This window comes from Ruegeria sp. H4 (assembly GCF_056533065.1).
In genome coordinates this window covers 346,642-369,471 of sequence record NZ_JBQFOC010000002.1, presented here as the reverse complement: position 1 = coordinate 369,471, position 22,830 = coordinate 346,642, and the positions used below count along the sequence as shown (strand labels likewise).

The following is a 22,830-nucleotide window of genomic DNA, read 5'->3' as shown; positions in this document are numbered from 1 at the left end:
AAAAGAAACTATTTTGCTGGGCTTTCGAAAGCCTCGTAAAAGGTCTTTTGCAACGCAGCATCCACATCCGCCATGGTTACGGGCAAGCCTAGATCGACCAGTGAAGTGACCCCGTGTTCGGTGATGCCACAGGGTACGATTCCGGTGAAATGATCCAGTTCCGGTTCGACATTGATTGAGATACCGTGAAAGCTAACCCATTTGCGGAGGCGCAGTCCAATAGCTGCAATTTTATCCTCGGCAGGTTGGCCCGCCGAAGTCAGCGGCTTGTCATCTCGCTGGACCCAAACGCCAACCCGGCCGTCCCGAATTTCGCCTTGAACGTTGAATTCACCCAGCGCCGCGATCACCCAGGTTTCCAGCTGTTTCACAAACTGGCGCACATCGCGGCCGCGTGTGTTCAAGTTCAGCATTACATAAGCAACGCGCTGCCCCGGGCCGTGATAGGTATATTCCCCGCCACGCTTGCTTTCGTACACGGGGAAGCGGTCCGGGTCCTTTAGGTCCGAGATTTTGGCCGAGGTTCCGGCAGTATAAAGCGGGGGATGTTCCAGCAGCCAGACGCACTCCTCTGCATCGCCTGCCGCTATCGCGGCCACGCGCGCCTCCATGAAGGCAACGGCATCCTCATACCGGGTCAGACCATCAGTGACTTTCCATTCCATGCCGGCCTCCTATCGCGTATGCGGGGCAGGGGGAAGGGGCTAGGCCGCCTCGGCCAGGCAGCGCTGTAACACTTGCGCGTAGGTCTCGGTGCCTTGCGCCCCGGTCAGCAGGTATTTGCCCCCGAATACCATGGATGGAACACCCGAAATGCCACGACTGGTCCAGAACTGCTGTTTCTCGCGCACCGAAGCGGCATGGGTCCCAGATTCAAGCGCCGCAAGGGCATCATCGGGGTCGAGCCCCGCTGCAGAAACAGCCTCAATCAGAACAGCGGTATCTGAGACATCCTTTTGCTGGGTGAAATACACCTCGAACAAGGCCAGTTTCAACGGGTGTTGCCGCCCTTGTATTTCGGCCCAATCCAACAGCTGATGCGCTGCGAATGTATTAACAATGCGGCTTTTGTCATTGAAATTAAAAGTAAACCCAAGCTCCGACCCCAAAGCGGTCAACCTGTCGCGGGCTTGTTGGCTTTGCTCAGTCGTCGAGCCATATTTTTCCGCAATATGCGCGCGCAAGTTTTGACCTTCCGGAGGCATGGTCGGGTTCAATTCAAAAGGATGCCACCTGAGACGGGCCAAAACCTGTTGCTGTTGCAAAGCCAGATCGAGCTGCCGAAATCCGACAATGCACCAGGGGCAGACAACATCCGAGACGATATCCACCTGAAGTACGGGCCGTGGGTCAGAGGTGCTCATGATAAGGTCCAGTCAGTCTGTTTTTGTTTCACCTGAGCCAACAGATATGTCGGTCCAGATGGAATTTAAACCAACGCTGTTTTGTCTCTTCACATCGCCCCCATCTGCGTCTATACGCCCCTCTACCAAGTCACTGGCAGTGCGGTCGTGGCGGAATTGGTAGACGCGCAGCGTTGAGGTCGCTGTGGGGTAACTCCCGTGGAAGTTCGAGTCTTCTCGACCGCACCAAACTTGAAAAGCACACCTATCCCCTAAATCAGGCTGAACCGATCCTTTTTGGGCGGATTCCTTAGTTTGCTTAGCGCGATGACCCTTACTTCAGATAAAAGGCACATTCTTGATTGGGCGTAGAGCTTTCATTGCCAGTCTGCTTTCTCTAAGACGCTTGTAACGGACATTTTGGGCCGTACCGTGTCCCGTGCGGCTCATCACAACTGCGGTTGGACGAAAGGGTGATCTTGATGCATAGTGAACAGGTTAGCGAAGTTAATTTTCGGAACACGACGCTGAAATTTCACATCTCGAATCCTCGCGATCATATCCAGCGCCGTCATCAAGCCGGAAACTTGTATGAGGTAGAAGAGCTACTTCTCATCGAGAAGTACTTCCCGTCCGGGGGCGTTTTTTGCGATATCGGTTCGAATGTCGGAAACCACTCCGTTTTCGTGGGTAAATTTCTGAACCCCTCCAAGATTGTTCTGTTCGAGCCGAACCCCGTCGCGTGTGATATCCTCAAACGGAACATCGCTTTGAATCAGCTCGAGGCTGTGTCGGACCTGTCTTGCGTGGAATTTGGGTTGTCCGATGAAGACTCCGTTGGCAACGCAATCGACTACCCTGACAACAATCTGGGCGCGGGCCGGGTCGTGTCGAAAAATGATGGCGCAGGTATTCGACTGCGTCCGGGAGACGACCTATTGCCCAAGAAGGTCGACTTTCTGAAAATCGATGTGGAGGGCATGGAGTTAAATGTTCTCAGTGGGTTGCAGGAAACTCTTTCAAACAGCCGCCCGGATATTCTGATTGAAGTGGTCATAGACACATACCATGACGTGCTGGATCTTCTGCATTCGCACGGATACCGCGTTTTGCACTCGATTCGGCGGTATGGCGTCAATCTGAACCTGCTGGCGCGCCCGCAAGAGCTTGTGTTGTACGGCGCGGAAGCATGTGCAAAACGCGCTACTGCGTCCGATTTGAACATCCAGGCAAAGCCAGAGCGCGACAAAAGGACAATGTTCATCTTTCGCGCTCACAAATGGACCGAGAATGAGGCCAAACTCTTTTCCATCTGGAAAAAGGCGGCTCCGGGACCTGTCTGTATCGCATATGATGCGACGAATTCTGCGCCGCCAGAGTTACCAGATGAGCAGGTATTGAGTTTCGATCAGACTTGGATTCGAGAGAATGGGCTTCTTGAAGTAAGAAAGGTTGGTTGGAGGTTCGGCGACTATGCACTGTATCGCGCGATGCAGGCCGCGCCAGACGTCGAGTACTTTCTGATTTCCGACAGCGATCTGCTTCCTAACTGGCCCGACCTCAAAGATTTTTTTACCGAGCTTGAAGCCTGTAATCAGGACCTGCTGACATCGGTGTTGGTTGGTGCTGGTCCACGCAGAGTGGCGTCTATGCAGCATGAATTGTTCGATCAGTTCGAGCGCAAAATGTCGTGCCGCTTTGGAATATTGCGTGCCAGCAGACGGCTTGTAGAGAAAGCCTATGACTTCCGTCAGTTATATTCGGACGCTATGCGGCAAAAACCGGTACGACCTTTTGCCAATGACGAAGCGTTGTTTGCTACGCTGGCGAGTAATCTGGAAGGCTACACTGCTGCGACATTTGATGAAGCACTGCCGGGGGGTGTCACGACCTCGCTTTTGCGTGATGCCGCAAATCCCGTTCCGATTGAAGGCATTGAATACCTTACATTTGCGCGCACATTTGCTCATCCCGTAGTCACTGGCTGAACCGGCAACGCGCGTGGGGCGTCTGGGTTGGCATTCACGGAGTCGAGCAAATGAGGGGGATTTGTCGCGAAGCACTGCGGGTTAGTAATCTCTTCGAAATCGTACAAATTCAAGATGGCCGCGCCCGATTTGTGTGCCACCGCTGCCAAGATAGCTCCGTCATTCACCCTCAGCGGAGCAGAGTTGTTTTGCACTCATTGGCGTAACTCGAACATGTCAGAGATCATTTTTCGGCTGACTCGTGTGAACGGAAAAATGCACCCAAAACTTGGGTCTTCGCCGACCGAGGCCAGACCTTTCGAGTATAGCGGAGGGGTCTCGAACTGACGCAAGCCCGCTGCAAGGGCGGGGCTTTCGCTGAAACATCATAGCGACTTCAAGGGGATGTCTTGAAGCATTGGAAATGCTTCTGGCAGGTCATCAACTTAGTCCAAATCGAACCATTTCGACTCCCATGGCACGAACAGGAGATCGCAATCAGGAGCGTCTCTGTCTACCGGGCGCGGGGCCTCAATCAGTTCAAAGCCGTGTTTGCCCATCTCGGCGACAAACTCACTGAAGCGATAGCCATCCTTGAAACGCCGTTTCACCGAGACCTCTGCAAGGACGAACTCCGTCCGTTTCAGGGTTTCCCTTGCCCCTCGGATCACGGCCAGCTCATTGCCTTCGGTATCGATTTTCAAACCAAATCGGCCAGGGATGTCAGTGGTATAGCTGTCGAGGCGCTGCTTTGGGACAACGCGCTTTTCCATGTTCACGATACGGTTTTCATATTCCGCTGAAAAACCCGCGACTGTCGCCAAGGACCGTCGTTTGCGATCCGTTGTGGGAATGATTAGTTCAACCTCACCTTCATCTGCGTCCAGCGCGACAATGTGAAGGTCATAATCGATACGGTCGCGCCAAGATGCGACCCGTTGTGCGGTCTCTTCAATTGGATCGAAAAGGACGAACTTTTTGTCGGGAAATGCTTCGTACAAGAATGGCGTACCGGCATCGACGCCGACGTCAAGGATTGTGTCGACCTGGAATTCAAAACTTCTAAGGTTTGCTGATGTCACGCCGCCTTGGATGACAGAAAGGCCAGTAGAGTTGAGCCGACGCATGACCGGCCGCGGGCCAACAAACTCGCCGGTTTCGAACTCGACGACTTTCAGGCCAACGGATCGCAGCAGTCGGCGAAAAGAGAATGCATCAATCTTCGGCATGTTTGACACCCTTGGTAGCAGAGCAGGTTTGTGTGTCATCAGCGGGCGTGTCTTGTAACACTGCTTCGCGCAATGCCTGGCTTTGAACTTCTGGTCGAATTGAAACAGCATGATCCATGCAAGCCGCGCGCAGTGCCAACAGTTCTTCTGTGTCCATATCAATAAGTTTTCGCATCTGGAACATCATGCCCCGTACCTTGCCATCGGTGTACAATGCCTTGTGCGCGGGTTCGGGCAGATGGTCCCTGAGCGCCTCGACATTTGGCCCAATGACAGGAAGGCCGAAGGTCAGCGCCAGATTGACCGAACCCGATGTAAGGATACGGTTGAAGGGCGCAACGCACACATGGCTGTGGGCGAGTATATCGCGCAGTTCCTCATCCGGCAGATACCGGTCATGAAACCGGACATTGGGCATCGCTCTAATTGGCTGCTGTCCCCGACGCTCGCCTGCGATGACAGCGCCTGCGATGTCCAATTCCCAGGCTTGCTCGCGGATGTTAAGTGCTTTTAGCGCTTGCCACATAAACCGCCCGCCGCGGTTTTCCTGTACTTTTCCGATATGTACGAACCGGCGGTGTTCTGCAGGCGGTAGGGTGTCGCGTCGAGCTAGAGTGTCTTCGGCAGGCTCATAAACCCCCAGGTAACTGGGATGGGCGACACGCAGGATCATATGTTGTGGGATGCGATAAGTCTGAGCCATCAAGTTGACCGCGTGGGGTGTGTGCAGGTGAATTCTGTCTGCTTGGCGCACCAGCACCGCGCGACCTTTGTGGATCGCGTCCATATCCCTGCCCGAGTTATGCGGGTGGAAGTTGTGAACCGTCCAGATGATTTTCACACCCTTGTCCCTAAGCGAAGCAAGACCGGCTTCGATCTTGGCAAAACGCTCCTCAGCGGGAATGTCATTCCTGCTGCCAAATTCGACCGTTTCCCAGTGAATCCAGTAGATATCACCGGCCTGTATCGGGGGTAATCCATCTGTGTAGAAGGCGTTTAACCGAACAACCCGGACGTCATATTCCGTGAAGCTGCTGTAGATCATGCGCTGATACGGATTGTTTCCCAGCGGCGCGTTGGAAAAAATCGTTGGCATGTGCTCGACCTCTTGTTTCAGGCGTTTCAACGCAGAGCAATGTAAATGCTGCGCCCGCCTGTCTTCTGGAACCGCTTCTGACGCGCGGCCTGCGACATCCATGCGGCCAACAAACAGCCGTTTAATGCCTTTGTTGGTGGTGCACGATGCACGGACCAAGTGGCAAGTTGCATCTTGAGGGGTGGGGCGGATTTGTTGACCTATCGTGTCTATGCGATCACGTGCGCGCGCTTGCAAAGCACAATATGGACCCGTAACAAAGCTGAGCAGCCAAGACTGTTGCGCAGGCCACCTAAGCCATGGTTTTACTTACGGTCTTGAAGCTCCGAACGCGGTCCAAGGGTGAGAATAGATGAGACTTGTCGTATCCACGATGAAAGACGAAGGGCCGTTTATTCTTGAGTGGATCGCCTATTATCTTTCGATCGGGTTCACGCATTTCATTGTCAATTCGAACGATTGTTCGGATGGAACCGATGCCATCCTCAAGCGCTGCGAAGAGCTTGGGTTTCTGGCCCATATCGATAATCCGGGGCCTTGGGAGTACGGACCTCAAGCCTCTGCCTACACAAATGCGATGAAGCATCCGTGGTACAAAGAAGCCGAGTGGATCCTGGTCTGCGATGTGGATGAGTTTTTTGACATTCGCATCGGTGACGGAACTCTCGATGACTTGTTCCAGGCTCAACCCAATGCCGACGGGTTTGCAGCGCTATGGCAACTGTTTGGGCACAACGGGGTCGTAGATTTTGAAGATCGTTTTGTGATCGAACAATTCACCAAAGCTTGCGATTTGGGCGCGGTTCTTCCGCAGAACCTGCGTGCGTTCAAATCCCTGATCCGAAACAATGGGTCCTATCACTTTATCAGCACGCACCGCCCGCGTGGCCCAGTGCGCGAGAAAGCAGAGCGTTTTGGCTGGATTGACGGGGATGGGGACCCCTTGCCGCCCGCGATGCGTCGCAGGGGGTGGGCCTTTTCGACAACTGGCGCGGGGTTCGGTGGCAGCCTGTTTCGGATGAACCACTATGCCGTGCGATCGATCGAAAGCTATTTGATGAAACGCGTCCGCGGCGACGTGAACACCACAGCCTTTCATCCAAAGATGGAGACCACCGGACAGGCCTATTGGCACCTTCACTGCTACAACGAAGTCGAAGAAACTTCGATCCTGTCGAAAGTTGGACGCCTTCGCGAAACCTACGAGCGACTACGTTCAGACGACGATTTGGATACGTTACACCAACAGGCAGTGGCGTTTCACAAGAACCGGATCGGCGCAATTCGAGAAACTGAGGCCGCCATTGGTTTTGTTAAGAAATACAAAAGCTTCAAAGGCGGCCAGAATGTAAAGGCCCTTGATCTGGGCGTCGTCGAAGAGGCCAATGTGTCCTTTGACCCGCAAACTTACAAAGACCCCAATGTTACTTTTGCGCAGGTCGCCAAGTGGAATCGCATTGGGCAGATGGTGAACGCACAAAACTCCAAGCCGAACAACTACCCCTGGTTCGTGCGGCTGGACGCGTTGGACACGCCTTTCGTGCATGAACAAGCAGCCGCATTGCATGCACAGATCACTGAACCAACGCAGGTTTCAGTGCCCTTTGATCCAAAGGATACAAGCCATCTTCCGGCTGTTTCGCCCGAGATTGAAAGGACCGCTAAGCAGCGACGCAGTTTTCTCAAATCAATCAGTGGCAAGAAATCCTGGGTCCTGATCGGGCAGGTTGAAACCGAAATTGTCGAGGAAATATTGGCGCTGCCATCTGTCTCGAAACTTTCGATACTGGCGCCGTGGGGGCTGACGTGGAACGGTTTTGCCTGTGCCGATACAACGCAAAATCCCGAGTTACAGGCGCTGGATCGCGCGTTCTATGCATTTCTGGAGTATTTTCGCGACCCCATTCTTGCGGGTCGACTGCGAGTCTATCGGGCGATGCCCCCCTTGATGCTTAAGCTATTCCAGGAGAACTCTGTTGGGGTAGCGGTCGTCAGGGGAGTTAGATCCGAACGGGTTACGAACGGTTTGCTGCGCAGGATTGACCGTGTGCTGGCCCCAGGGGGCAGCATCGCCTTCACTACCTATCGCCGTCGCGGGGGTGGTTCATATGGCGGGATGAATGCGGCGATCAACACATTTCTGGGGCAGAATGCCAGCCGATACAGGATAACCAGCCTGCAACCACCGTGGCTTGGGATCGACAAGTTACCACCACTTAACGCAGAAGAGACTTAGATTCTGGTTCTTGAGGTGTTGGCGTGGTAACGGTGGCTCAACAAACAAAAACGGGTTCGGTATAGGGCTGAAACCCTTCTGCGAAGTGAGGTCGAGATGTCAAACGAACCCAAGGTGATTGGCGTAGCGCCGGGAAGCCAGCCCAAACCCAAGGCGGACAAGGCGACCAAGCGCAAGAACTCGAAAGAGGCCATCCGGCGGACCTTTCTGTCCCGCTTGCCCAAAGGTGGGGTCGCGGTTGAGATCGGCGTTTGGCAGGGGGAGTTCTCTCCGACTATTCTGAAGCTGCTGAAACCCAGTCAGTTGTTCCTGATCGACCCCTGGAAACATATTGGGGAAGAATCGCACACCACAGCCTTTGTCGGCCGGACCGAGGACGAGAAGATGGAAGCCATCTTCCAGAAGGTCAAAAAGTCGTTTGAGAAAGAGATCGAAGACGGGAAGGTTGGCATTATACGCGACTTCTCAGTCCCGGCTCTGAACCTGTTCGATGATGAAAACATATCCTTTGCCTATGTGGACGGGGACCATTCCTACGAAGGTGTTTCGGCGGATCTGGCAGCGCTGTTTCCCAAGATGAAGATTGGCGGCATTATGGCATTCGACGATTATCATCGCCGCGGCTGGTGGGGGGATGGGGTCATCCGCGCTGTGAACGAATTCCTAGGTCAATATCCAAGACATTTGCGCATCAGAGCCATTGCGGGCGCGCAGATTGCGATCGAGAAAATCGAACCTCAGGTCGATAGTAAGGACTGATCTGACCCAGCATTTAGACCGAGCGCATCCGATGCAAAACCCTGAGAAAATCGTCATCTCGGCCATGAAAAATGAAGGGCCTTACATCCTTGAATGGGTGGCCCATCATAAGGTGCTCGGTTTTGACAAGATCATCGTCTACACCAACGATTGTTCGGACGGGACAAACCGTATCTTGCGACGGTTGCAGGAGCTTGGGCATGTCGAATTTCGACGCAACCGGGTCGGCGCCGGAGGAATTCATCGATCAGCCCTGAGACAGGCGCGTCGATTGCCGATCGTGAAAGACGCAAAGTGGATTTATGTTTGCGACGCGGACGAGTTTCTGAATATTCACGTTGGCAACCGCAAGGTTGACGATCTGATCGAGGCGACGCCCGACGTGGATGTGATCTCGATCCCCTGGAAGATATTCTCGAATAGCGGTCGGCACATACTGCGCGATTCCCCTGTTACGGCGCAGTTCGATGACGGTGAATTGGATTTTGAGCAGGGCGGGGCCGGGCGTCGTTTTGTGAAGTCGATTTTCCGGCAAGGCGAGTTTTATAATCGTTTCGGTCTGCACAACCCACATCCCAGACCCGAATTCCAGTCCAGCGTCTTCCGGTCCGTGGCGGGTGGGCATGCCAGAGAGCCCGCACCCTTCGGCAATCATGTTTCGCCGCCATTTGGGTTTGAAATTGCACAGATCAACCACTATGCCGTGCGTTCAACACAGGCGTATCTGGCCAAGCGTAGCCGTGGACGGGCAAATCATTCGTCTCATACACTTGGAACCGACTATTGGGATCGCTGGAACCGAGGCGGCTCCAAGGACGAAACCATCCTGCGTTATCAGGACGAAACGGCCGAGATATTGGAGCAGTTCAAATCAGACGAAACCCTTCAGCGATTGCATCGTAAGGCATTCCGTTGGCATAAGGATCTGATCTCGAATCTGATGCAGATCCCAGAGTATGAGCAGCTATATCAACGGCTTGTGGAAAAACCCGCCGCAAGTTTTGTAAAGCAGGATCGCGGCGTGCGCGACCGCGTCACAAGCGAAAACGTGCAGCGCCCGTCTGGCCTAAACCAACCGGAAATGTGACCTAAGACCCCGGAGTATCAACGCAATGGTTGTCGACCCCAAGCTCCCGACGATTGGAATGCTCTGGTTGGAAGGCTCGCTGAGCTTTCTTGAGCAGATGTGTCTGCTGTCTTTCGTTGCGAATGGGCACAAGGTGGTACTGTTCCACTATGGCGAGGTCGAAAACGTTCCCGAAGGCGTTGAACTGGTATCGGCGAATGAGATTCATGAGCCCAAAAAGTTCATCATGAGCAATACATTCAATACACCGGTGCCTCAGTCTGATATTTTCAGACTTCAGTTGATGAAGAAAACCGATTTCCTCTGGTGCGATACAGATGTGATTGCTTTGGCGCCGATACCAAAAGCGGATCACATCTTCGGTTTTTTCAACAAAACCACAATTTGCAACGCTGTGATGCGTTTGCCGTCCGACAGTCCTGCGTTGAAAGCCTACACCGAATACAGCTTGGATTCGTTTCCCATCCGGCCTTGGGTTGAAGGCGAGGAGAGACAGCGGCTTGAAAAGATGAAACAGGCAGGGGAGCTGCCACACGCATCGGATCAAGATCACAGCGTTTACGGGCCTGACGTTATGACTTGGTTTCTCAGGCATTATGGAGAGATAGAGCACGCAAGCCCGCCGCCGGTCTTTTATCCATTGCCGTTTCGTCAGACGGGGCAAGCAAATGACATTTCTGCACGAGAATTTCGCAACACCTACATCAAAGAAGAAACACTGGCCGTGCATCTCTGGGGGCGCCGCATGCGGTGGTGGATTGCCAAAGGCATAAAGCGGCATTCCTTTCTGGATCGGCGTCTGCGTGGATTGGGTATCCGGCCCGCTGATGCGCCTTTACCAGTCAAGGGCAGGGGTGCTCCTAAGGCCATTCAGTTCCCAGATGTGCTTCCTGATCTGCGCGTGACCGACGAACAAATTAGTGCGGCAACGGAGGGAAAGATGCCCGTTGCACTTTTGTCGGACCGCCGAGACTACCTAAGGTTTGCTCAACGCGAGTTGGACAGAATAAAAGATCAAGGCCTCTACCAAGTGCACGAAAAACCGCGCCCTGGTCATTTGCGCGGTTGGGATCACTACGGTAGCGACCCCGCGCGACTGAATGCTTTGATGCTGTCGCTGTTTCGGTTTGCCAAAAATCACCGCTACTTGCCTGACCTGTCAGCGCCTGCCACGTTGACTGAAAAACTGTTGATTATGAAGCTTTTTGCCGAGTTTCCTGCTGTCAGTGCGGCGGACAAGCTGACGGCAGAGGAGTTTGTGCCTGAAGAGGCCAGAGCTTTGCTGACGCCGGTTCAGAGATATTGGGTCTCACCTGATCCAGTGCTTTCCGAACTTGACCTCAGTGCGGGAAGTTATTGGCTTAAGTGCAATAATGCTCAGGGAAAGAATCTTCGTCTAACATGGCCTCTAACCGGAGAGGCATTGCGCCACGCGAACCGGAACCTTGAAATTTGGAGCAAGAGCCCGGTTCCGCATGGCTATTGGGCGGCCGAATGGTGGTATTCAACCATCGACACGCGGTATTTTATAGAAGAAGACCTCGCCGCTGAAGGTGAGGATATCATCGACTGGAAATTCTGGGTTGTTGCCGGGCGGGTTCAGCTGGTTCAGGTCGACCGGGACCGCTCGCGCGGGCATGTGCAGATGATCCACGACCGGGATTTCAACTTTATTCCCAAAGAGCTGTACTTTAAGACCAGCGAAGATACCGAGCCAAAGCCAGAACGGTATGACGATATGGTGCAGATCGCCGAAGCCATTGGCCAACGGGTCGAGTTCGCAAGGGTCGACCTCTATGCGATTGGCGACAAGATTTACCTTGGTGAGATTACGCTCTGCCCGTTTGGCGGGAAACGCCAGATGCGCACGCCAGAGCTGGACACTCAGTTGGGCGATGCGTGGACGGGCACGCGACTGTTCCCGAACTAAAGCAACACCGGTTTAGTCTACGGATATCTCTTGCCGCAGGTTACCGGTTGTCTTGTCGAAGATCAGAATGCGGTTGTCGTCGGTCACCACGGCATACCAGTTGTTGCCAATCGTGACCGCCTGCGCCTGTGCCCCATCGGGCAATTCGACCTGATCCGGCAGGGTGGGCGTGCGGTCCGATAGGCGGATGACAATCAGTGCGAATGTCACTAGAACCCCGCCAATCATCACCGCGGTCAGCAGCATGACCATGCGCCGCAGCAATCGCAATTGCGGTGTCTCTTGCGGTTCGTCTTGGGGGTCGGAAGGAACAGTCATGGGCACCCGCCAGATAGAGTTTCAGATTGCGGCCGATCCGCCGCCTCGTCTTGATAAGGCCCTTTCGCGGGATGTGCCAGCCGATGAGAGCCTGTCACGCACCCGCTTGGCCCGCCTGATCGAAGAGGGCGCAGTGTCTATTGATGGTGTCGCAATTTTTGATCCGAAATACAAAGTGGCCGAGGGGGCTGCGGTGGTTATTTGGGTTGCCGAGGCTGAAGACAGCCATATCGGCCCCGAGGATATTCCGCTGGAGATTGTCTTTGAAGACTCCGACCTGATCGTGATCAACAAACCGGCGGGCATGGTCGTACATCCGGCGCCAGGCTCGCCTAAGGGAACGCTGGTGAATGCGCTGTTGCATCATTGCGGCGATGATCTTTCCGGGGTCGGTGGCGTCAAGCGCCCCGGTATCGTTCATAGAATAGATAAGGAAACCAGTGGCTTGCTGGTCGTCGCTAAATCAGACGCGGCGCATCACGGGTTGGCCGCCCAGTTCGAGGCGCATAGTGTTGAGCGTTATTATCGTGCCATCTGCTACGGGGTGCCGGATGCCAATGATCCGCGCTTGCGTGGGGTGAAGGGCGTAAGCTTCGAGCCAGGCAACATCATGCGGCTAACCACGCAGTTGGCGCGGCATAAGACGGACCGGCAAAGACAGGCTGTACTGTTTCATGGCGGGCGTCATGCCGTCACGCGCGCACGGGTCGTCGAGAGCTTTGGCAATCCTGTGGGGCTGGCGCTAATCGAATGCTGGCTGGAAACCGGTCGCACGCATCAGATCAGAGTCCATATGGCCCATGCTGGCCACGGGCTGGTGGGGGATCCTGTCTATGGCGGCAAACGCAAGCTGGCGGCCAAAGCGTTCAGCGCCGCAACTGCCGAGGCGGTGCGCGCCTTTCCACGTCAGGCGTTGCATGCCGCAGTTTTGGGCTTTGAACACCCGGTCACAGGTGAAAACCTGCGGTTTGAGGCCGAATTGCCAGCCGATATGCAGGTTTTGATCGACACTCTGCATGCGCCGCTGACATAATCCGCAAACTGCTGTGAGTAAGGTTTTCTTATCTTTCCTTTACCAAAGCTTAATTCCAAACTGTTAATGGTACCTCTTGAAAGGGGTGGGTTCCTTACCTATCTCCTATGTTAAAGACTTAAACATTTGTCGGAGGGACATCATACATGGCCAATTACGCAAATCTCCCCGCACCGACGCCCGAGGGCGGCCTGAACCGCTATATGCAGGAAATCCGCAAGTTTCCTCTGCTTGAGCCGGAAGAAGAATACATGCTGGCCAAGCGCTGGGTCGAAGAGCAGGACACTGAATCCGCGCATAAAATGGTGACATCGCACCTGCGCCTGGCGGCAAAGATTGCCATGGGCTATCGCGGCTATGGTCTGCCACAGGCCGAAGTGATTTCCGAAGCGAACGTGGGCCTGATGCAGGCCGTGAAACGGTTCGACCCGGAAAAGGGTTTCCGCCTTGCCACCTATGCGATGTGGTGGATCCGCGCCTCGATCCAGGAATACATCCTGCGGTCGTGGTCGCTGGTCAAGCTGGGCACGACCTCGGCGCAGAAAAAGCTGTTCTTCAACCTGCGCAAGGCCAAGGCCCGCATTGGTGCGCTGGAAGAGGGCGATCTGCGCCCCGAAAATGTCGCGCAGATTGCCAATGATCTGGGCGTGACCGAAGAGGAAGTGATCAGCATGAACCGCCGCATGTCGGGCGGCGATGCCTCGCTGAACGCGACCGTCGGGTCCGAGGGCGAAGGCACCATGCAATGGCAGGACTGGCTTGAGGATGAAGACGCAGATCAGGCCGGTGATTATGAGGCGCGCGATGAACTGGACGCGCGGCGCGAGCTGCTGGCAGCCGCTTTGGAAGTGCTGAATGATCGTGAGAAGGACATTCTGACTCAACGCCGGTTGATGGATCAGCCCGTTACACTGGAAGAGCTGAGCACACAGTACAATGTCAGCCGCGAACGCATCCGCCAGATCGAGGTGCGCGCCTTCGAAAAGCTGCAGAAGAAGATGCGCGATTTGGCGCGCGAGAAGGGTATGCTCGGCACTGTCTGAACGGGCTGCTTGTGAACAGGATGACCGGCTCAACCCTGTTGGGCCGGTTTTCTTTTGGCCGATCCCCGCGAAACCTGCATGACAGCGCAGCCTTCTGCCGTTAAGTAGAACTCAACTTTGGTTGCGCTAACGGCGGAGGGGACAATGCAGAAACCGGTTCGATGGGGCGTTCTTGGGGCCTCGAAATTTGCGCGTCAATATCTGGCCCCGGCGATCCACGCAGCAGACGGTGCGCAGCTTTATGGGCTGGCGACCTCGGATCCTGCGAAGGCCACTCCGTTTCAGGCGTTCTGTCCGGATCTGAACATCTATGACAGTTACGAGGCGATACTGGCAGACCCGCAAATCGATGCGGTCTATGTCCCTCTGCCAAACCACCTGCATGTGGAATGGAGCCTGAAGGCGCTGGATGCGGGCAAGCATGTGCTGTGTGAAAAGCCCATGACCATGCGCGCTGATGAGTTCGACGCCTTGATCGACAAGCGCGACCGGACCGGTCTGCTGGCGGCTGAGGCTTATATGATCGTCCACCACCCGCAGTGGCAGTTGGTGCGCAAGCTGATCGCCGATGGGGCCATCGGCAAACTGGTGCACGTGACCGGCGCGTTCAGCTTTGATAATCGCGCGGATACTGGAAACATCCGCAACAAGGCGGAAACGGGCGGCGGCGGCCTGCGGGATATTGGCGTCTATGTGATCGGCTCGGCGCGGTTTGCAACGGGGCAGGAACCCTACGGCGTTCAATCCGCCATCCGTTGGCAAAACGACATCGACATCTTCACTGAAATCCGAGCGCAGTTCCCTGATTTCACCTATTCGGCCTATGTCTCGATCCGGATGCACCCGCATCAAGAGATGGTGTTTCACGGTGAAGGCGGCGTGATCCGCCTGACCGCCCCGTTCAACGCACGGGTCTTTGGCGAAGCGCGGGTGGAACTGCACCGCCCCGGGTTAGAGATGCAGGTCACGCGCTTTCCGGGCGATGATCACTATAAGCTGCAGATCGAGGCGTTCTGCCGGTCGGTGCGCGACGGTGGCGACTACCCATGCCCGCTGGAATTCTCGCACGGAACGCAACGGATGATTGATCAGGTCTTTGATGGGGCCGTGGCCCTGTAACTTGCCTTACCTGCTGGCTTGGTTATCCTGACCGCCTTGAACACAGGAGAGACCCCATGGCAGGCGGTTGGGCACGCGACGGCGCGGTAAGCGAACAGATCGAGGCGTCGATATCGGACGAGCTGGCCCGGATGCAGGCGCAAAAGCGACCTGTGGGTGAAAGCCTGACTCATTGTGCGGAGTGCGAGGAACCGATCCCCAAAAAACGACGCGCCGCCTTGCCGGGCGTGAAACTGTGCCTGGATTGCCAGCAGGAGCGGGATGGGGCGTTCAAGGCGCCCGGTGGGATCAATCGACGCGGGTCCAAGGATAGTCAGTTGAGGTGAGGTTGGTTTGGCTGCTTTGAGCCCTGAGTTACTGCTCATCTTCTAACCAAAATCTGCGAAAATGGCGCATATCAGTTTTTTGAATAGGAACGTAGAAGGTCAGAACCATGAAGAAATGGGTTCTAATACCTCTCATCATTTTTGTGCTGGGTTGGATGTTTTGGTCTTGGATACACAGGGCGTCTGCGACGCCCGAAGAGCATCTTCAGATCACAATGTCGATATGGCCTATGCAAGGGATTCACAGCGATTGGCATCGAAATGTTTCAATCACTTACAAAGGTGAACGCATTTCCAAAGAGCTTCTAGGGGATACGGGATGGTGGCGCGGTTCTAACTTGTACCGCCATATTTCAGGGGCTTATGTCGTGCATGAGGGGCAAGGCTGGTGCTTCGGCTTCACCCTTGAACCTTTGGAGTTTGACAGAGCTCTTGAAGATGTCTGTATCAAAGGCCAAATCACAACGGGCACATTGAATGGGCGTTCGCTTTACTACCGTGACTTAATTTATTTAGGGCACTTTTACGAAACTTGGCGCGATAAAGAAGGTGTAAGAATCCGATACTCTGGAGCTGATCGGACCCCAGAAGTTGAACTACCTGACGGACCATGAACTACATGCTTCGAACCTGAGAAATTCAGATTTACTCAATGTCTGCTTTGTCCCGCGAAGCGGACAAAGCGATTATTGGCCTGTCCTGATTCAGCTTTCCATCGCTTCCAACTCGTCAATAAAGCCCGAGATCATCGACAGGCCCTTGTCCCAGAATTTCGGGTCGCTGGCATCCAGCCCAAACGGGGCGAGCAGGTCTTTGTGGTGTTTCGAGCCACCAGCGCGCAGCATGTCGAAATACTTGTCCTCAAACCCCTCGGCGCCGCTTTCATAAACCGAATAGAGCGCGTTTACGAGGCCGTCGCCAAAGGCATAGGCGTAGACATAGAAGGGCGAGTGCACAAAGTGCGGGATGTAGGCCCAGAAGGTCTCATACCCTTCCATGAACTCAAATGCGGGCCCAAGGCTTTCGGCCTGTACGCTCATCCACAGGGCGTTGATGTCATCGGGGGTCAACTCGCCTTCGCGGCGGGCGGCGTGCAGTTTGCATTCGAAGTCGTAAAACGCGATCTGGCGGACCACCGTGTTGATCATATCTTCGACCTTACCGGCCAGAAGCACTTTGCGCTGTTCCTTGGTTTCGGCCTTGTCCAGCATTTTGCGGAAGGTCAGCATTTCGCCAAATACCGACGCGGTTTCGGCCAGTGTCAGCGGGGTCGAGGACAGCATTTCACCCTGATCGGCAGCCAGCACCTGGTGCACACCATGGCCCAACTCGTGCGCGAGGGTCATTACGTCGCGCGGTTTGCCAAGATAGTTAAGCATCACGTAAGGATGCACCTCGGTCACGGTGGGGTGCGCAAAGGCGCCCGGCGCTTTGCCCGGCTTCACTGCCGCATCAATCCAGCCTTTTGAGAAGAAGGGTGAGGCGATCTCTCCCATACGCGGATCAAACGCATTGTAGGCGTCCATAACGGTCTTTTCGGCCTCATCCCAGCCAACGATGCGGGTGTCTTCCATCGGCAAGGGCGCGTTGCGATCCCAGACCTGCATGACGTCCAGACCCAGCCACTTGCGTTTCAGCTCATAGTAACGGTGGCTCAGCTTGGGGTAGGCGGCGACCACGGCTTCGCGCAGGGCTTCGACCACCTCGGGTTCGACGTCGTTCGACAGATGGCGGCCGGTTTGAGCCGTCGGCATGTTGCGCCAGCGGTCGACGATTTCCTTTTCCTTGGCTTGCGTATTGTGCACACGGGCGAAGGTTTTGATGTTGACCTGAAACACCGATGCCAGTTCGCGCGCCGCCGCCTCGCGCTTGCTGCGATCCTGCTCGGTCAGCAGGTTCAGAGTGCCTTCGATGTTCAGTTCTTCTCCGTCAACGTCAAAGGTCAGACCCGCAATGGTCTCGTCGAACAGGCGTTCCCAGGCATCGCCAACAACGCCCAGATCGTGCAGGAATTTCTCCAATTCGTCAGATAGTTGATAAGGCTTCATCGCACGGATGCGACGGAAGACCGGCTCGTACCGCGCCAGATCAGCATTGGCTGCGAAATGCGCTTTGAGCACATCATCGTCGATGCGGTTGAGTTCGAGCGTGAAAAACACCAGTGGGGTGGTGAAGATAGTGATCTTTTCCTGCATGTCCGACAGGAATTTGGCACGATCTGCATCGGTGGTCAGTTGGTAGTAGCGCAGACCGGCGAATGACATGATCCGCCCGGCAATTGCGTTGATCTTTTCATTGCGCAACACGCAGGTGAGCAGGCCATCGGCATCCAGATCGGCCAGCTTGCCTTCGTAGTCTGACGCGAAAGAGGCGCATTCGCCGTCCAGCCAATCCAGATCACGCGCCAGTTCAGGCGCTTCTTCTGAGGCATAAAGGTCGCTCAGATCCCATTCCGGCAGGTTGCCCAGGTTGTCGGTGCCACCGACAGCGTTTGCATCACGGACGGGAAAGGGAAGGTCGCGCATAGATCACCTTTTGAAACTGCTTTGGCAAACATCTAGGGCTGCCGCGCCGGGATCACAAGCGGACAGTTGGCGTACTGGGGCTCAACTCGGCCCAAGTTGCGCCCTACGATTGGTGTGACAGAAAATGAGCCGCCAGCTGATCCAGCACCGGACCACGCACATCAGGCGCTTCCATCAGCACTTCGTGTTCACCATCGGGGATCTCAACCAGCGTACCGTTCGGCCAGTTTGCCATTCGGGCGCGGATCGCCTTGCGGTCCACGATTTGTTCGTGGCTGCCCAGGAAGGTCAGGCAAGGCGTATCAGGGGCAGGCTGATCCATCAGCCAGGCGCATTCTGTTAATGCCTCGCGCAGCCACCGATTGGACGGGGCGCCAAGTGACAGATCGGGATGTGTGGTCAACTGATCCTGCATCATCTTGAACATCGCAGGATCGCGGGTCAGCACATTGTCCTGAAATGGTTGCGACAGCACATAGCTTTCCAATGAGGTTGTCGGCGGCGTCCGTTCGCCGAGGCCAAGCGCAGTGCCCCAATAGGCCGTCAGACGGCTGAGCGGTTTCATGACAGGGGTGAAGAAGATGCCCCACATCGGGCCGGTGAAGGCACAGGCGGCAAAGCATCCCTGCTCGACAACCGCGCGAAACCCGATGGCCCCACCCATCGAATGCCCGATAACATACCAGGGTTTCGGCAGGTCAAGCTGCGTGGCCAGATCAATCACGGCCCGCACATCATGCTGATAATCAGGAAAACGGTCCACATGGCCAATGCGTGGGTTGTCCAGCAGCCGATCTGCCAAGCCCTGACCGCGCCAGTCTACGGCCAGCATTGAAAACCCGCGTTGGGCAAATTCTGCGGCTGTGCTGCCATATTTTTCAATATATTCGGTGCGGCCCGGAAACATAAACACCGTGCCGTTTGCATCGCCCTGAGGCCGCCAATGGCCCATGCGAATGCGGGGCCCGTCCGTCGTCTGCAACCAATGAGCCGCACCACCGGCGGGACCGCCGGCCACATCTTCGAAAAAGGGGGCCGGCGACAGTTTCATCAGGCCAGCACCGAGGCGAGCTTCATGGCGACGCCCATGTCACCATCTACGCTCAGCTTGCCGGACATGAATGCGCCCGTGGGGTTCAGCGCGCCGCTGAGAATCTCCTGAAACGTATCGGCATCGGCGCTTAGGGTGACGTCTGCTTCGTCATCGCTGATGCGCGCACCGTCCGAATCGAGAATGATTGCGCCCAGATCGGCAATTGCAAATTTGGCCGAGGCGTCAAAGTCGCCACCCGCCAGTTTTTCATTCAGCGCGGATACGGCTGCTTCCAAAGTGTCGCTCATGGTGCTCCTCATTTTGTTTGTGCGCCGTGAATGGACATCCCCGGTCGCAACGCTACACTGAGCATTGTTATGGGCATTGCAACAAACAATCTCAAAGGTACCGTTGCGGCAATCGCGCTGCTAGTCATGATTTCCGGAACTTGCGTCGCGCAAGAGGCTGATTCCCGGGATGAGACTCAGTTGTTACAGCAACTGGCGCAATCAACACCGCAGCAGGCAATTGGTTTGGATCGTCAGCTTCAGGCGCTTTGGTCGCAATCCGGTTCGGCCTCGGCGGATCTGCTGTTAGAGCGCGGGCGAGAGGCATTGGATGATGGGGATGTCGAAACCGCCATTGAGCATCTGACAGCCCTGACAGATCACGCCCCTGATTTCGCCGAGGGCTGGCATGTGCGAGCTTCGGCCTTCTTTGGGCAAGAGCGCTTCGGCATGGCCGCTGCCGATCTGGAATACGCATTGACCCTGAACCCCAATAACTACGAGGCCATCTATGGGCTGGGCCTGATCTTTGAGGTTGTGGGCAAGCCCAAGCGCGCATTCGATGCCTATCAGCGCGCGCTGGCTATACATCCCCATCACGAAGAAGTAACCAATGCGGTGAATCGACTAAAGCCTCAGGTCGAGGGCTCATCTCTCTGAGACACTGGGGCAGGGGGCACAGGTGAGCGGGTCATCCCGGGTAGTGGCCGTACTTGGCCCGACGAATACAGGCAAAACCCATTACGCAATCGAACGCATGCTGGGGCATCGAACGGGCGTCATTGGCTTGCCGCTGCGGCTGCTCGCGCGCGAAGTCTATGACAAGATCGTCGCCATTCGCGGCCCGTCTGTTGTGGCTCTGGTCACGGGCGAAGAACGGATTGTGCCGCCCCGTGCCCAGTACTGGGTCTGTACGGTCGAAGCGATGCCCGAGGGGATGGGGGCTGATTTTGTCGCCATCGACGAAATCCAGCTTTGCGCTGATCCGGAACGCGGTCACGTTTTTACAGATCGGTTGCTGCGATCCCGTGGAACCCATGAGACCCTCTTTCTGGGCTCGGACACTATGCGCGGCCCCATTGCAGCACTGGTCCCCGAGGCGCAGTTTGTTAGGCGCGAGCGGATGTCGCAGTTGGTATATACCGGTTCAAAAAAAATCAGCCGGATGCCCGCGCGCAGCGCCATCGTCGGATTCTCGGTCGACAATGTCTATGCCATTGCTGAACTATTGCGCCGTCAAAAGGGCGGCGCTGCCGTGGTTATGGGGGCGCTTAGCCCGCGCACGCGCAATGCACAGGTCGATCTCTATCAGAATGGTGAGGTTGACTATCTGGTCGCGACCGATGCCATCGGGATGGGGTTGAACCTGGATGTGAACCATGTGGCGTTCTCGTCCCTGTCCAAATTCGATGGCCGCCGGATGCGCCCGCTCGCGCCGAATGAATTAGCACAGATCGCAGGCCGGGCAGGGCGCGGCATGTCAGATGGCACTTTCGGTGTGACGGGTGAAGCAGCGCCGCTGGACGAAGGCGTGGCGCAGGCGATCATGGACAGCCGGTTTACGCCGATGAAAAAGCTGAACTGGCGGAATGCTGCCCTCCGTTTTGGCTCGATTGAGGCGCTGATCGACGCGCTTGAGGTCAGTCCGCAGGGCGAAAACCTGGTTAAGGCGCGTCCGGCTGATGACCTGCGTGCCCTGAAATCCCTGTCACAAGTGACCGAGGTTATGGCGCGTGCCAGCGATGGGCCATCGGTCCGTTTGCTATGGGATGTGTGCCGTATTCCCGATTTTCGGGGGATCAGTCACGCCGAACATGCAGGTTTGCTCGACGTGATCTTTGGCCACCTGCACGAGCGCGGGTCTATCCCCGATGATTTCATGGCCCGGCAGGTGCGACGTATCGACCGGACAGATGGCGATATCGATGCTCTTTCCAAAAGGTTGGCGTATATTCGCACCTGGACTTATGTTGCGCAACGAAACGGCTGGATGCGTGACGAATCGCATTGGCGGGACGAGACGCGCACTGTAGAAGACAGGCTGTCAGACGCTCTTCACGAACGTTTGACTCAAAGATTTGTGGACCGGCGCACATCCGTGTTGCTGCGCCGGCTCAAACAGAAGGAGGCCCTTTTGGCCGAAGTAAATGACAAGGGTGAAGTGACCGTCGAAGGCGAATTCGTCGGTCGTCTGGAAGGGTTCCGGTTTTCTCCGGACAAGGCTGCGCAGGGGGCCGAGGCGAAAGCCTTGAAATCGGCCTCACTGCAAGCCCTCGCGCCGCAATTCCATCTGCGTGCCGATCGCTTCTACAATGCACCCGATACCGAAATTGATTTCACTGATCAGGGCGGCCTGATGTGGGGCGAATATGCCGTCGGCAAACTGGTTGCCGGGGCCGAGCCTCTCAAGCCGATGGTCGAGGTTTTTGTGGATGAGGCCGCAGGTCCGGACGTCGAACAGAAGGTGCAGCGCCGCCTGCAGCACTTCATCGACCGCAAAGTGGCCGCACTGTTCGAACCGCTGTTGAACCTGTCGCGGGACGAGGAACTGTCCGGTCTGGCCAAAGGCTTTGCTTTCCGCATGGTCGAGGCGCTGGGCGTGCTACCCCGCGCGCATGTCGCGCAAGAGGTCAAGGATCTGGACCAGGACGCTCGTGGCGCCCTACGCAAGCACGGCATCCGTTTTGGTCAGTTTACCATCTTCATGCCGCTGCTGCTGAAACCTGCGCCGACGCGCCTGCGCTTGGTTCTCTGGGCGCTTTCCAGTGGTCTGCAGGAATTCCCCGAAGCGCCGCCTCCGGGGCTGGTCACCGTGCCGGTCGCCAAGGACGCGCCGCAGGGCTATGACACAATGTGTGGCTACCGCGATGCGGGCGAGCGATCGATCCGGATCGACATGCTGGAACGTCTCGCCGATATGCTTCGTGCTGAGGACAGCCGGGGCGGCTTTGAAGCCAAGCCTGACATGCTGTCGATCACGGGCATGACGCTCGAACAGTTCGCGGACCTGATGCAGGGGTTGGGCTACAAGGCCGAGCGCAGCGAGCGTGAAAAGGTCAAAGCCGCTCCGGCCGAGGCACCTGCGACTCAAGCGGCAGAACAACCCGCCGCCGAAGAAACCCCGGCTGTCGAGGCTTCGACCGATGAGGTCACCGCGCCCGCCGAGGCGTCAGCCGAGGCCACGACAAGCCCCGAGGCGGCAGCCGAGGCTCCGGCCGCAGAACCCGCAAATGACGAACCCGAGGTCGAGGTGTTCTACACCTTCACTTGGGGCCGTCAGCGTCAGCAAAATCGCGGCCCGCGCCGCGAGCAGGGGCAGGGCAAAGGCAAGCCGCGTGGCAAACCTCAGGACGGTCGCAAGCCGCAAGGCAAAAAGGGTGGCAAGCCGCAGGGCGCAAAGTCCTTCTCGTCTCGGCCTCCGAAGAAGGAAAAGGCAATCGACCCCGACAACCCGTTTGCAGCAGCGCTGATGGGTTTGAAGGACGGCAACTGATCCGTC

General features: G+C 56.1%; 20 protein-coding genes and 1 tRNA gene. 13 read left to right on the top strand and 8 right to left on the bottom strand.

Translation table 11 applies throughout. From position 1 onward, the window contains the following. Positions 1–8: 8 nt before the first annotated feature. Together lipB and ACR0KG_RS13290 are read right to left on the bottom strand one after the other, a co-directional pair. A complete protein-coding gene (lipB, locus tag ACR0KG_RS13295) occupies positions 9–665 on the bottom strand; it encodes a lipoyl(octanoyl) transferase LipB (protein ID WP_480547906.1) in 657 nt (218 codons plus the stop codon). A gap of 39 nt (positions 666–704) precedes the next feature. Then, a complete protein-coding gene (locus tag ACR0KG_RS13290) occupies positions 705–1,364 on the bottom strand; it encodes a DsbA family oxidoreductase (protein WP_480827544.1) in 660 nt (219 codons plus the stop codon). 141 nt (positions 1,365–1,505) lie between these two features. Here ACR0KG_RS13290 and ACR0KG_RS13285 point away from each other — a divergent pair. Beyond that, a tRNA-Leu gene (locus ACR0KG_RS13285) sits at positions 1,506–1,592 on the top strand. A gap of 212 nt (positions 1,593–1,804) precedes the next feature. Continuing rightward, entirely contained in the window at positions 1,805–3,331 is a 1,527-nt protein-coding gene (locus ACR0KG_RS13280; protein WP_480541144.1) for an FkbM family methyltransferase, read from the top strand. A gap of 425 nt (positions 3,332–3,756) precedes the next feature. On the opposite strand, the gene ACR0KG_RS13275 is transcribed toward ACR0KG_RS13280, so the two are convergent. Further along, positions 3,757–4,539, bottom strand: a complete 783-nt coding sequence (locus ACR0KG_RS13275) for an FkbM family methyltransferase (RefSeq protein WP_480541145.1) — start codon at positions 4,537–4,539, stop codon at positions 3,757–3,759. Then, a complete protein-coding gene (locus ACR0KG_RS13270; RefSeq protein ID WP_480827543.1) occupies positions 4,526–5,635 on the bottom strand; it encodes a glycosyltransferase in 1,110 nt (369 codons plus the stop codon). Before ACR0KG_RS13270 ends, ACR0KG_RS13275 begins: the two co-directional genes overlap by 14 nt. 352 nt (positions 5,636–5,987) lie before the next feature. Here ACR0KG_RS13270 and ACR0KG_RS13265 point away from each other — a divergent pair, with 352 nt between their 5' ends. The 4 genes from ACR0KG_RS13265 to ACR0KG_RS13250 all read left to right on the top strand — a co-directional run bounded on the left by ACR0KG_RS13265 (position 5,988) and on the right by ACR0KG_RS13250 (position 11,647). Continuing rightward, entirely contained in the window at positions 5,988–7,871 is a 1,884-nt protein-coding gene (locus ACR0KG_RS13265; protein WP_480548949.1) for a glycosyltransferase family 2 protein, read from the top strand. Positions 7,872–7,967: 96 nt separating this feature from the next. Beyond that, positions 7,968–8,630, top strand: coding sequence for a class I SAM-dependent methyltransferase (locus ACR0KG_RS13260; RefSeq protein WP_480827542.1), 663 nt, complete (start codon positions 7,968–7,970; stop codon positions 8,628–8,630). A 31-nt stretch (positions 8,631–8,661) separates the two neighbouring features. Next, on the top strand, positions 8,662–9,717 hold the full coding sequence (locus ACR0KG_RS13255; RefSeq protein ID WP_480541153.1) for a glycosyltransferase family 2 protein: 1,056 nt from the start codon (positions 8,662–8,664) through the stop codon (positions 9,715–9,717). Positions 9,718–9,742: 25 nt separating this feature from the next. Further along, positions 9,743–11,647, top strand: a complete 1,905-nt coding sequence (locus ACR0KG_RS13250) for an ATP-grasp fold amidoligase family protein (protein WP_480548953.1) — start codon at positions 9,743–9,745, stop codon at positions 11,645–11,647. Between the two features lie 12 nt (positions 11,648–11,659). Here the strand turns inward: ACR0KG_RS13250 and ACR0KG_RS13245 are convergent, their stop codons facing one another. Next, positions 11,660–11,965 carry a DUF6476 family protein gene (locus tag ACR0KG_RS13245; protein ID WP_480541157.1) on the bottom strand — a complete coding sequence of 102 codons (306 nt, stop codon included), beginning with the start codon at positions 11,963–11,965 and terminating at the stop codon, positions 11,660–11,662. Between ACR0KG_RS13245 and ACR0KG_RS13240 the strand changes: the two genes are divergently transcribed. From ACR0KG_RS13240 to ACR0KG_RS13220, 5 genes are all read left to right on the top strand, one after another. Then, positions 11,964–12,998: an RluA family pseudouridine synthase gene (locus ACR0KG_RS13240; RefSeq protein ID WP_480548955.1), complete on the top strand. Its 1,035-nt coding sequence runs from the start codon at positions 11,964–11,966 to the stop codon at positions 12,996–12,998. The two genes, ACR0KG_RS13245 and ACR0KG_RS13240, sit on opposite strands and share 2 nt — an antisense overlap. Before the next feature lie 146 nt (positions 12,999–13,144). After that, positions 13,145–14,041, top strand: coding sequence for an RNA polymerase sigma factor RpoH (gene rpoH, locus ACR0KG_RS13235; protein ID WP_170451393.1), 897 nt, complete (start codon positions 13,145–13,147; stop codon positions 14,039–14,041). 144 nt (positions 14,042–14,185) lie between these two features. Continuing rightward, positions 14,186–15,160 (top strand): Gfo/Idh/MocA family protein, encoded by a 975-nt coding sequence (locus tag ACR0KG_RS13230; RefSeq protein WP_480827541.1) that lies wholly within the window; start codon positions 14,186–14,188, stop codon positions 15,158–15,160. 56 nt (positions 15,161–15,216) lie between these two features. Continuing rightward, complete coding sequence (locus ACR0KG_RS13225; RefSeq protein WP_480827540.1) at positions 15,217–15,486, top strand: DksA/TraR family C4-type zinc finger protein; 270 nt, start codon at positions 15,217–15,219, stop codon at positions 15,484–15,486. A gap of 107 nt (positions 15,487–15,593) precedes the next feature. After that, positions 15,594–16,100, top strand: a complete 507-nt coding sequence (locus ACR0KG_RS13220; protein WP_480551513.1) for a hypothetical protein — start codon at positions 15,594–15,596, stop codon at positions 16,098–16,100. 90 nt (positions 16,101–16,190) lie between these two features. Here ACR0KG_RS13220 and ACR0KG_RS13215 read toward each other — a convergent pair whose 3' ends face one another. The 3 genes from ACR0KG_RS13215 to ACR0KG_RS13205 form a co-directional block, all read right to left on the bottom strand. Further along, the gene (locus ACR0KG_RS13215; RefSeq protein WP_480827539.1) at positions 16,191–18,011 is read right to left on the bottom strand and encodes a M3 family oligoendopeptidase; all 1,821 of its coding nucleotides are present in this window, start codon (positions 18,009–18,011) and stop codon (positions 16,191–16,193) included. Between the two features lie 103 nt (positions 18,012–18,114). Continuing rightward, on the bottom strand, positions 18,115–19,062 hold the full coding sequence (locus tag ACR0KG_RS13210) for an alpha/beta hydrolase (RefSeq protein WP_480827538.1): 948 nt from the start codon (positions 19,060–19,062) through the stop codon (positions 18,115–18,117). Further along, a complete protein-coding gene (locus tag ACR0KG_RS13205; protein ID WP_480548969.1) occupies positions 19,062–19,352 on the bottom strand; it encodes an SCP2 sterol-binding domain-containing protein in 291 nt (96 codons plus the stop codon). The genes ACR0KG_RS13210 and ACR0KG_RS13205 overlap by 1 nt, the downstream gene beginning before the upstream one ends. A gap of 69 nt (positions 19,353–19,421) precedes the next feature. On the opposite strand from ACR0KG_RS13205, the gene ACR0KG_RS13200 reads away from it, so the two are divergent. After that, a complete protein-coding gene (locus ACR0KG_RS13200; protein WP_480827537.1) occupies positions 19,422–19,991 on the top strand; it encodes a tetratricopeptide repeat protein in 570 nt (189 codons plus the stop codon). Positions 19,992–20,013: 22 nt separating this feature from the next. After that, the gene (locus tag ACR0KG_RS13195) at positions 20,014–22,824 is read left to right on the top strand and encodes a helicase-related protein (RefSeq protein WP_480827536.1); all 2,811 of its coding nucleotides are present in this window, start codon (positions 20,014–20,016) and stop codon (positions 22,822–22,824) included. Positions 22,825–22,830 lie beyond the last annotated feature (6 nt).